The sequence below is a fragment of the Bradyrhizobium sp. MI1.4 genome, from assembly GCF_055811315.1.
The window spans coordinates 26,442-38,475 of record NZ_JBVVPP010000058.1 but is presented as its reverse complement, the minus strand read 5'-3'; the positions used below and the strand labels follow the sequence as shown (position 1 = coordinate 38,475).

Sequence of the window (12,034 nt, the reverse complement as noted above, 5' to 3'; positions counted from 1 at the left end):
ACATCGACCGTGCCGGTGATGGTCTGGCTGGCCTGGTTGACCGGTCCGCCGGCGCTGGTGATCGCAACCGTCGGCGCCGCCGTGTCCAGGGTGAAGCTCAGCGAGGCCGAACCGGTGTTGCCGAAGCTGTCGGTCTGGCTTGCCACGATGGTGTGCGATCCATCCGCCAGCCCGCTCGGGAGGAACGACCACGCCCCTTGCGCATCGGTCGTCACCGTCGTCGCGAGCGAGCTGCCGTCAATGGTGAAGTGGACCACCGTGTTGGCGAGCCCGGTGCCGCTCAGCGCCGGGTTGGCGGTGATGTGGTCGGTGGCCGAGCTGCCGGTGTCGGCGACCAGGGCCTCGGTCACTGTCGGGCCGGTGGTGCTGAGCGTGTAGACCACTGCGCTGCTGGTGGTGGTGTTGCCGGCGGCATCGCTCACCCGTGCCGTCAGCGAGTTCGGGCCGTTGCTGAGCGTGACCGTGGTGCTCCAGGTCCCGTTGCCCTGCACGATGGCGCTGCCGATCGGCGTGGTGCCGTCCAGGATAGTGACGCTGGCGCCGGCGTCGGCGACATCGACCGTGCCGGTGATGGTCTGGCTGGCCTGGTTGACCGGTCCGCCGGCGCTGGTGATCGCAACCGTCGGCGCAGTCGTATCGAGGGTGAAAACAACGGGTACGCTCGTGGTAACGTTGGCGTTAGGCTCCAAAGCCATGATGCTGTGGTCGCCGTCACCCGCCAGGGTGACTGCTATGCTCCAAACGCCGCCAGAGCCGACAGTAACCGTTCCAATTTGGGTGGTGACACCGTTGTAAGTGTCATACAGCGTCACCGTGCTTCCAACGAAAGCGGCATCAACAGTTCCGCTGATCGTCTGACTTCCTTGGTTGATTGGACCGCCTGCGCTGCTGATAATTACGGGTCCGAACGAAGTCGCGACAACAGCTTGCGGCGTATCCAAAACGGGGACGAGCGGTTTCGGTGCGGACGCAGAACTTCCCGTGACGGAAGCTAGGGTCACAAAACCCGGAGTGATCGATCCGCCACCCGCCTGGCCCTTCACGTCGTCTGCAATGACGGTTGTCGAAGCTTCGGTGGGTGACGGTGGAGGACTCCCAGCGAACTTCTGCAGCGACTTTGTATCGCTATCTCCTCGCTTGCCGTCGCTAGGTGCCGGAGTGTCTGGGGCGATCTGTTTCCCGATATCGTAGGTCGTTAACACCTGCTGAAAGGCGTTGAATTCCTGCGCGACCTGGCCTGGGCTCTTACTGATGGCTTGGGTGATCACCTCGAAATTGGCAGTTGGCGTGATGGTCAGCGATGGACCGTCGCTGGTAACCATCCCGATTGGATCTCCCGCGGTACAAACGCCTTGAAGCAAGTTGGTCGGGACGCATTTGAAGACCTGCACAGAATGAATCTGACCGTCTTGCTGATCGGCAACCGAAATCGAGACCTGCCCATCCACCGCATCGACGTTAAGAAGAACTGCTGTACCGCGAATTCCAATCACGGCGCTCGGCGTCGCGATCTGCATGTCACCCGTTTTGGCGACCTGGCCAGCGACGAAGCTGGCCGCGCCTTGGATGAGAGTGAACATCGAGTGGTTCGCGCCACTCGTCAAACTGACTAAGGTACCGCTCGCACTACTCTGCCCTTCATACCCCAATTCGTTCAACATGAAGCGAGCGTTTGCACTTAGGTTAAACGTTGAGCCGTCGATCAGAACGAGGCCGATGGTAGAGCCACTGCCAGTCTGCACAACGTCGTTCTGATAGACCACGTCCCCGTTGTTCGCTTCGATGGTAACGCCATTGCGAACGATGCTGGCGCTTCCGGCTATGGTGGCGACATGGCCGATGACCTTTACAGGCGCGGCATTTCCTCCGGCTTGGGCAAAGGTTTGATAGCCTGTCAGCGCTTCGACGACTCTCGCATCGAGTTGCGCGCCGTCTGCCGAAATGAGCGGCGAACGCTTCTCACCGAGAAAGTAGTTGTGAATCGAGACGCGATGGTTGGGATCAGAAATGATGAGATCGGGACCCGAACGTGCATATTCGCCCGAGAATAAGAGATGTGCGTCCGGAATGATGAGTGAATCAGCTGGGCCACGCTCAGGGAGACTAAAGGACCCCCACGCGACCTCAGACGCAGCAACATCAAACGTTGGGTTTAATGGGGTATTCAAATTCGCGACCCCAAGCGTTAATTTGCAAATTAATCACATTTAATGTTAATAACATCTGATCGACGCGCTGAAAAGGGCTTTTGCGGGGCAAAGCTGTATTGGTTTGAAGCCTGTTGATCATCGGCGCGCAACAATGCGCCCGCGCGTCATATGGCGGGATAATCTCTGTGGATCCCCCTTGCGGACCAGTTGCGGGGATCTCCGTTGACCGTTGTTAGCTCTTTCCGGCCGCGTTGAAGCCAGGCTGGCGGCCGCATACTTCTCTGGCGCCATTGGCCTCGACGGCGACCCGAAACGACGAGGCAGACAGCAGCTCCATGGCTGATTGTTCTTCGGTCAGGCGCCTCTCAACATACTGCCGCTCAATCTCAGTCAGCGTAGTTCGAGGCAGGCCCAAATACCGTTCAACGTTTTTCCGATAAATGCGCAAACGAACAATCTTCTCGTTGATCATCTTTTATCCCGATAGATGGGGCCATACGCCTGAAAATACTTCTTGAAGAAGTCGATTTTGAATCGTAAAATTTAAATGCACCGTATTTAATTAGCAAAGAAATTCGGCGGGTCAAGAAGGGGTATCTGTGATGAAATCGATCATGCTCGCAGTCCTAATTCTGTTCGCGATTTCAACCGTCGCGCCGCTCTATGCACCGGCGGCGCAGGCTCAGTAAAACGCTCCCAAGGGCGCTAAGAAGGGATGCAAGCCGGGTGCAAAATACGCCTGCTACTGAGCGGCCTCACTGTGCCGCAGGCTAGCGAGCTCCATGAGATATGGGAGCACGGGCTTGTGCTGGGTAACGTATATAGCGGCGGCTTCCACGAAAGCCGCCGCGAATCCTTGTTGGACATCGCCTTATGATGAAGCGACCAGCCAGGGTCTTCGGTTCTCTGATCGAGAGGCGTAAGCCCGGTGGGGTCCGGGTAACCTCCGATTCGGCGCAGACGTCAGCGATGCAAGAGCCACTCACAATCAGATACCGATTTGCAATTGGTTCTCGCATCGAGGTAAAGCCCTCAGCGGGGCCACGGTTGTGCGGCAAAACCGGAACGTTGATTGGTGCTGGATATTATCCCAAGAGCCTCCGTGTCATACTGGACGGTTCAAAATCGGCAATAACTCTTCACGTTGGATACGTTGCAATTCTAGACGAGCAATTCCGCGCAGCAAGACCTTCCTAGCCCAATTCGGGGGCAGGCAACATCGCGGCACAGCACCTGGTTGAGCAAGAAGATGAGGCATTGAAGCGCAAGCTTACGATCTGCCGCGGCTGCAAGTAGGTGTCGGCAATGACGGCAGGCGCTGTTGACCCATGGCAAGCGCTTGTTGATTCTCGCATGGGTCTATTGTCGGATGAAGACAATGGCATATGGAGGTCGAGGAGCAACGTAAAAGCGTGCCTCACAGGCGAGACATTCCAAGTGCTCCGCAATGTCAACCCGCAATCCAGATAACATCTTTTTTGACCAGCAATCCGGACATGCTCTCTGGTTCAATGCGTCAAGAGCATCTGCGTCAGTCATTTCGAGCTCGTGAAAACTGGCTGCATCAGACACCGAAAGAGCGACTGATGTGTTTCGCCATCACGATAGCAACATCCGTATAGCGGCCGTTCGACCAGAACTGATCGCAAATCAGTAAAAAGAACAGCGCACTAAGCGAGATCAGAATTCCCTTGCACATAGCGGACTTGTCCCTTGATGAGACTGCCAACCGAGCAGGTATGAACTGAGAGAGACGATATGCTTTCTAAAGTCGCCGCTGCGATGATCTGCAATGGTTGCAGGCTGGCAAGAAGCCGTTACTAATCCGTTAACCGACCGATCCGACCAATCTCTGCCGAAGGTCGGCCTCCGGTCCGAAGCCGCTGATCCCGGAGGTTCGCTATTGGATGCCTATCGTCTCGAACCCTCGCGCGTTCTCAACAACGATACATTCGCGATTCGGCCGACCGTGAACTCTGAACGAGGATGTCTCAGGCGACTTTGGTCAAACTAGGATAGCGGTCCGGATGCTCAAGGTGTAACAGTCACGCTCTTGAAGACAGTGCCGCCGTTGTTGGAGCGGCCGCTGAAGCGGACGGTCTGCGGACCTCGCTGGGTGGCACTGAATTTCCAGATGGCGGAGCGCGTATCGGCCTCCGTTACAGTGCCAAGTGTGAGGCTGGCCGCATTTGGAAAATCCATCGCCACCCCATCCTCGCGGGTGGTCGAGACCCCGAGCAGGCTTAGACCGCTAGACCCCGCCGCCGCTGACACCTGAACTCCATATGCCTCGTAACTCGGGTTGAAAATGGTTGTCTTGATTGTGAAGGTCGAGCCGATCGCGGGAGACGTTGTGCTCGGCGTAGCCGTCATCGAAATCGCAGGCGTTGGATCGCCGCGAATGATTTTAGCCGCGATTGCCACCGGCAAGCCAAATGAGGGAGCTCTCCAGTTGATTGCTTTGAGCCGGAGAACGCCAGGAGGCGGATTGTCGATGATGAGATATTCGACGTTGTCGATATTAGACTGCGAGGCCCAGCCACCACATTGTCCAACTGCGTCCGGCGTGCAACTGGCGCCGGGATCGGCCCACAGGTCAACATCGTATGTCACCGCCTGTGACGCTCCTGCGCTCGCTTCGGGCTCGTCCCAAGTAAGCACAGCGACGACCCGCTTGGTACCCCGAGGCACGTCGATGTCGAAGAAGCCCCAAGATTTGTCGGTGATTGTCATCCACGCCCAATGGCCGCTCCAGCCATTGGGGTCGAGGCGCGCCCAATGCGATTGATAATCGGAGACGCGTCCGAGTCCAAAATCATTGCGACCGCCACCAGTGTTGTTCGCGGGACTAACCTCGTCCGAATGCAGGGTAGCGGAAGCCATGAGATGGGCACGCAGCAAGTGCGGTCGATCTCTGAAATCAGGATAGTGCTCCAGCAACGTCGCCGCGATGCCACTGACATGAGGCGTTGCCATGCTGCATCCGCTCTTATCCGTATAACCATCCGTCGTTCCCGCCTGCGCGGAGGTCACGACAGCGCCCGTTGCAACGAGGTCTGGCTTCATCCGATCATCGCCGGTCGGGCCGCGGCTGCTGCTGCCGGACAGTTCGCCAACTAGGCTTGATCCCGCGTCCTGCACGTTTCCGACTGTGAGCGCATTCTTGGCCACGCCGGGTGACCAGATCGATTGCGCGCCCGGACCGTTATTGCCGGAGCACACGATGTAGGCCTGGCGTGTTTCCCAGACGCGGGCGTCGAGCTTACGCGATTCGGAATCGGTTCCAGTCTGTCCCGATCCGCTCGCCCCACCGCTCAGATTGATGACAGAGGGGCGTGGCGCGTCGCAGCTGGTTGCGTCCGCCATGTAATCGATCGCGTCCCGCAGCCAAGAGTTTTGTCCGGTGTTGGTCGATTTCCAGATCTTTCCAACCCGGATGCGCTCACGCGAACCGACCGCAGTTGCGACGCCGCGGAACCGCGCTTTCGCAGTGCCAGTTCCGGAGATGGTTGCGAGGACGTGAGTGCCGTGGCCATTCTGATCATTCCAAACGCCCGCGGCGTCGCTCGTGAAATTCTCCCCCAACCGTTCTTGTTGAGGTCTTGGTGCATGGTTGCGGCCGCACTTCCCAACATGGCGCCGGTGTCGAGTAAGCCCAATACAGTTCCCGCACCCAGGAAGCCGGACGCACGGATGTAATCGACTCCATTCGTAGCCATGCTCTGATCGTGTCCACCGCCGCTCCGGCGCTCGATTTCGATGAACAGGATGAAATCAAAACCGGAAAGAATGCGGATCTGTTCGGGTGTTGCGAGAGCCTCATAGCTCCGCAACACCGGGTCGTAGCGACCGACCTCCGCACCCGTAGCTTGGACCCGTTCGGCGAACGAAGTTTTGGGATCAGTTTCGAACAGGCTGATGATAATTGGAAATCGAACCACCTCGGCGCCGAGACGCTCGATGGCAGATTTCAGCTCCGGCGCTAATTTTTGGTCGGGCGAGGGGTAAGCCAATGATCTAAACCCGGGCAATTTGGCAATACCCTCCAACGCCTGTGCTTGCAGGGGGACGCGGACCTTGAGTGCTGTCCCATGCAGCCCGAGCGATGCGACCCCGAACTCGCTCATCAGCGTGCGCTCCGTGGCCGCGTCCGGCAGCGATTCCATCAGCAGAAAGGCATAGGTCTCAGTCCGCTCCCCTGCTGCTAAATCCGATCGTATGCGCGGGTCGACCCCGGCGGCCGGTGTCGTCGTCCCTCCCGAAAACCCAAGCTGATAGGCCTCAAATGATCGGACATCCGACACGCCGCGCGAAGGATAATCGGCCGGCGGCTTTGGGCGATCCTTTGGCGCAGACAGCGGCCTGTTGGGCGCCTCCGTTTGGACTGTTGTCGCCTCAGTGCCCCGATGTGGAAGTGCATCGCGCGGCGGCTTGCGATCGACAGGGGGAACGAACCGATCCGCCATTGATACGTCAGACTTGGTCGGCCCGAAGTCGCGACGTTTGGTGTCACCCGCGCTCGTGGCATTAGGTAAAACGCCCGCCCGGCGCAGTTCGAAATTTTTAACCCCGTCCTGAACGGCTTCGAGCGAAAGGGGGTCGCGCTCGTCTTCTCGATTGATGCGCATAGCGCTGTTTTGGCCGCTCGACGCGCCTTCCGCGGGAGCAACGGTCTGCGCAGACGCAAGCGCGACAGGCGCAGCAACCAGTAAGGTCGCAACGATTGATCTCAATGGCACCGAACGACAGCAATAAGCCAAACGCGGGGGTAAGAAGCTTTCGTTCATTGGCTTGCTCCAAATGAACATTCTTAAGACGCTACTTTGATCCGAGCCCTGAATCGTAGGGCTGGCACAAGCCCGCCGGATCAAATTTGGTTTCGCGCCAAGATCAATACGCGGTCGCCCGATCTTTTGCGTTGAGCAGAATCCTTGCACATCAATAAATGAACTCTAACAACATAAGTAGGGATTACGCAGTGATTTAGTTCACAAGCTTACTAGTTTGATTCAAAACAGACAGACTCGTGAGCCGAATCCAGCCATCGTTCCATAACAACGCAGACGCGGGCCTGCAGGCCCAGCGCCGGCGTGGGCGTTTTGAGCCCAGGTCTCCTATCTGAGCGGCGCCCGATAGTGCGGCACTGCCGCCCTCTAAAGGGTCTTTCGTAGCGGCGGCACAAGCGTCGATTGCACCGTCGAGTCGTGTCTCAGTCAACCGTCGGTTTGCGCGAGCCCAGGCATCCTCTAATTCTATGGATGCTTCGAAGGAGTTGATGTTCGGACGAGCCCGTCCACCGTGAGCGCTTTTATTGCACCAACTCAGCGAGTAAGGCTTTAGCCTGTTGCAAATCAAGTGTATCGAAGCCTTCAGTGAACCACTCATAGACCGGAGCGAGAAGTTCTCGCGCCTCTTCCGACCTTCGTTCGTCACGCCATAGCCGTGTGATGCTCATTGCTGCGCGCAGCTCCCAAGACTTTGCCTGCTGCGCCCGGGCAACAGCCAACGCACGGTCGAAGAAGCCCTGTGCTTGTGTGGCATCCCCATCCGCTGACACTAGTTCTATTTCTCCGGCTGTTCGATAGATTTCGGATGCGGACCACGTTTCTTTCGTCGCTCCCATTGTGGTCAGTGCTTCAGCAATGGTGTGCCGGGCATCATCAAAGCGGCCCAGCTCCGCGTATGCCATCGCTAAACTTGATAAATACCATGGTGTCCATACCGTTGTTCCGGTGGCCCGTAGTGCGGAGATTCCGGCAGTGCTTATGTGAACCGCATCCCAGGCGTTATCGCTTGCGGCAAGAAGGCAGCCATGCACGGACCTTCCGAAGGCTCCCCAGTATGGGGCTCCGCTTTCGTCGGTGATGGTGGCAAGTTCATCCAGCTCTGCGGCTGCCTGCACATAATTTCTCGATAATACATGAACCGTCGATGCCATATGCAGCGCAAACATTAAAGTTGCAGCGTGGCGGATTTGGCGCGCCTCTGTGAGCCCACGGGTTAGGGCAGCATTTGCGGCGTCAGGGCGGCCAAGGCACCAGAGCGCTTGCGCTTGATAGAACAAACTTGACGTCGCTGGATCGACGCTAAAACGCGTCGCCAACCGACGATGCTCTGCAGGAACGTGCAAAGAGATCGCGCGATCCAGATTCGCGCATCCCTCCGTTATGTGCCCTGTGAACAATAGGGTCATACCCATGATACGGTGACCGATCATGAGCGGCGCAGACTCTGCTCGGCGTTCAGCAAGGGTCAGGAACTCCGCCGCGAGTTCATGCACCAGATCACCATTAAACGCGACGAAATGGGCGATCCAAGAACCGTATAGGACTGAAAACAAGAGCAGTGGGTCCTCTAGTGGCTCGCCAAGCGCTTCAGCTTCTTCTATGAGCAGGCGTGCTCGCTCCACGGCTGTCCTGGCTTCCGGAGCGGCATGTCCCTTTATGTGCATGAGTGGGTTTATTAGCGCGATCTGCAGGTTGATCCGCTCGCGGCGTGTTGCTGTCGTAAAGGGTAGATGCGCAAGCTGGTCGAGGGCTCGCGCAAAGTGCTCGGCGGCTTCGACCAGCGCCGATCGCTCCAAGGACCGGAAGCCCGCCTTTCCGCGCCACTCCACCGCTTGCTGAGTAAGACCTGCTTGTGTGAAGTGATGCGCCAATGCTTCGGGTTCGGACAACGCAGTTTCGGGGAGGCAGTCGCACAAGATCTCGGTCACGCGACGATGCAGAACTTGTCGCCGGCTCTTGAGAAGATTTTCGTACGCCGCATCCTGAATAAGCGCGTGTTTGAAGCGATAGTCGGAGACGGGTGGGAGACCCTGAACGAGCAATATGTCAGCTTCTGCAAGCCGCTCCAGCGCGGCTTGCAGTGCTGTGTCGTCCATTCCAGTGAGCATACGAAGAAGATCGTAAGAGAAGCCGCGTCCAATCACCGAGCCGATCTGCGCCACCTCGCGGGCCGGGCCGAGTCGGTCAAGTCGCGCCATGAGCGATTGTTGCAGCGATGGCGGGATCACATGGGGGTCATCTTTCCCACCCCGGTCCAACAAAAGCCGCGTCACTTCCTCGACGAAGAGTGGCACCCCACCGGTGCGCGCTACTACATCGTCCACGACTTTGGGAGGCAGAGCATGGCGCGCCGAAAGCTCCGCCACCATGCTGCGAACCTGAGCTCGATCGAGCGGTACCAGCGAGATCGTGCTGTGATGTGAGCGCACCCCCCAGGAGGGCTTAAATTCGGGTCTGGTTGTCCCGACGACGAAAAGAGGTGCAAGCGCGCCGCGCTCGGCCAGTCCTTTTAACACGTCGAGCGTCGTCGGGTCAGCCCAGTGCAAGTCCTCTACCACGAGCACCACGGGCTGCGACTTAGCCCCTGCGATGACCCAACTCGTGAGTGCCGCCAATTGCCCACGTCTCAATTCGTCCGGCGTCAACACCGCTTCACGTTCCTTTGGCAAGGGAACGTCCACGAGCGGCGCGAGCAAAGGGACGTTTTCAGTTGGGTCAAGGTGCACCATCCTCAACGTATTTTCGAGGTCGTGCAGTCGGCGGTTAGCAGCGATCTCTGAACCGCCGAAACGCTGGCGACCCCATTCGTTGACTGGATGTAGCGCGGTATTTTGCAGGAGCTGCGAGCAATTCCACTCGACCCAGGAATGCGGCGTCTCGCGCAAGTGCGCGTGCATCTCCTGGATCAGTCGCGATTTGCCGAGACCCGGCTCGCCGACAATCAAGGCGAGCTGTCCATCGCCCTGCCGCGCACGATCCCAGCGCCGCATCAGCACAGCGAGTTCTTCGTCGCGTCCGATAAGGGGCGTCAGCTGACGCTGTCCTCCGCGTCGGCCGCCGCCGCTCGCTCTCACCAGTCGGTATAGCGTCTGCGGTTCGGCTATGCCCTTCAACTTGCAATTCCCGAGCTTTCCCGCGACAAAGAGGCCCGCGACCTGTCGCTGCACTCGAGATGTAACCAACACCGAACCCGGCTCGGCGAGCGCCTGCACTCGTGCAGCGATATTGGGAGCATCTCCGTATATCTCGCCGGCGGTGTCGACGACGACTGGGCCTGTCTCTAGGCCAATGCGGGCTCTTAGAACGGGCATGCCCGCGTCCGTGTTGTTGCAGTTCAACTTGGTAAGCGCAGCATGAATAGCGAGCGCCGCGCGGGCCGCGCGTTCTGCGTCGTTCTCCCGCGCAACCGGAAAGCCAAATAGCGCCATCAGCCCGTCACCTTGCTTCCTGGCCACCCGGCCGCCCATCTCTGTCACCGCGATGGTCGCGGCATCGAGATAAGCGTTCACGAGATCGCGCCACTCCTCAGCATCGAGCCGAGACGCAATGTTGGTCGAATCTACTAGATCGCAAAACATAACTGTCAGGTAGCGACGTTCGCCGGCTGCTTGCGAGGTTGGCGGGAGTACCAGAGGAACTGCCGCGTGGATAGGGGGCGGCTCCGACCCCATAGCAGTATCCATAGAAGGCGCACGTGCGGATACATTGCTGCTTAACTCACCAATTGCAGCGAGCAGCTTGCGCCGATGCCCAAGCAGAACACCCATTTCCTTAAGATCTTGATCAGTCAGGTGCGGTAGCACCAAGAGATCGATGCCGTTCTTGCGAAAGCATTCGGCGTAGTCGCTTAGGCCGAGCTTATTGAGCCAATCCGCAAGCTGCTGCATCAGCGGCCACCACGAGATTTGATGTTATCCGATCCAGGCCGAAAAAGCAGAAATCACCCCGCGCAATGATAAAGGCCGGCGCCGGCAGAAAGTTCTCATTGGGTTGCCTGGTCGTTTCTTCCGGACAGTCCAGGTAAGGCCAGTATACTGCGCGACGCAGTTTGTGATTCCTGCCCGGAACCGAGCCCGGCATCCTGCCTTCAGAAGCACTAACGCATTCCTAGCACGTTTTTGAAGGCGAAGGGAGTCGCCGCCGGTAATGCCCAATTATCGGAATTTGCGCCGTTTCGTCGGCCGAGCACGAAGCTCGCCGTGCAAAGGCGGCCAAGCCTTCGGTCCCGCGCTTGGTCCCCTCTACGCCTTATGCGGCCTCGCTTAGCAGCGTCGACGTCAATTCAGCGATCTTTTTGGAATTCGACTAAAAGCTCTGGCTGGTACTGTTCGAGGTTGCGCGCCACGGTCGTTGGCGATGGAGTGTTCAGCCTTGACGGCCCTGCTTTCGCAATGAAAATTGCAGCAGCGTTAAGCTTGGAATTTAAAGATCGAAACTCGCGCGCAAAAGTTGTTTGCGGGGTGGACTGGTGCGAATGAGCGCACGGTTAAAAATTGCATTCTGGGACGGTACGCACCTTCCGGCCGACACCTTGTCATGTTGCCAGAGCACTCAGACCAGGTGCCAAACGCCATTCTGTCGATGGCGGGTCGGCAGGATTGCTCCTAGCTTGCAAAGTCGAGGATCTGAGACGAAAGGTGTTTGCTCGGCAAACCCAATCCCTAGCCCCAGAAACCCCGAGGCATCTCAAGCCTGATGGCCCTCGAGCCAGCCGCAGAGGACCGAAGAGCGGTGTCAGCGCCGTTTCTTCGCGAACTACGCGGGGGATCAATCTGGCCAAAGTGTCAGGCGACTATGCCGGTCAGCGGGGGCCCTTGCGGGCCACCCGACCCCTGCGGCGGAGTTCGCTGGAGAACTCCTCTCGCTTGCTTAAGTGGTTGGCGGGCCACGTGAGCCGGGCTGGCAAATTGCATCTTCTTGTTGAGGTATTTAGATGCCGCATCTGATGCGGCTCTTTGAGCCCCTCCAAGCCCAACTTCCTGAATTAGAGACGCTCGAGATCTCGTTCCTCTCCCTAACCGAGAGCACCTGAGCGGAGGCGGTCGAGCAAGTTTTTTTCGAGTTTCTCTCCCCCAGCGAGTCGCTGCCTAAAACCCC

At 58.3% G+C, this 12,034-nt stretch carries 4 protein-coding genes; all 4 read right to left on the bottom strand.

The features are described 5' to 3' along the window. On the bottom strand, positions 1–2,168 hold a 2,168-nt coding region (locus tag AC0L23_RS34525), incomplete at its 3' end, for a FecR family protein (RefSeq protein WP_473358026.1). Positions 2,169–2,382: 214 nt separating this feature from the next. Then, the gene (locus AC0L23_RS34520) at positions 2,383–2,622 is read right to left on the bottom strand and encodes a hypothetical protein (protein ID WP_473358025.1); all 240 of its coding nucleotides are present in this window, start codon (positions 2,620–2,622) and stop codon (positions 2,383–2,385) included. 1,559 nt (positions 2,623–4,181) lie between these two features. Continuing rightward, positions 4,182–5,735: a S8 family serine peptidase gene (locus tag AC0L23_RS34515; protein ID WP_473358024.1), complete on the bottom strand. Its 1,554-nt coding sequence runs from the start codon at positions 5,733–5,735 to the stop codon at positions 4,182–4,184. A gap of 1,723 nt (positions 5,736–7,458) precedes the next feature. Next, a complete protein-coding gene (locus AC0L23_RS34510; RefSeq protein ID WP_473358023.1) occupies positions 7,459–10,824 on the bottom strand; it encodes an adenylate/guanylate cyclase domain-containing protein in 3,366 nt (1,121 codons plus the stop codon). Positions 10,825–12,034: the final 1,210 nt, after the last annotated feature.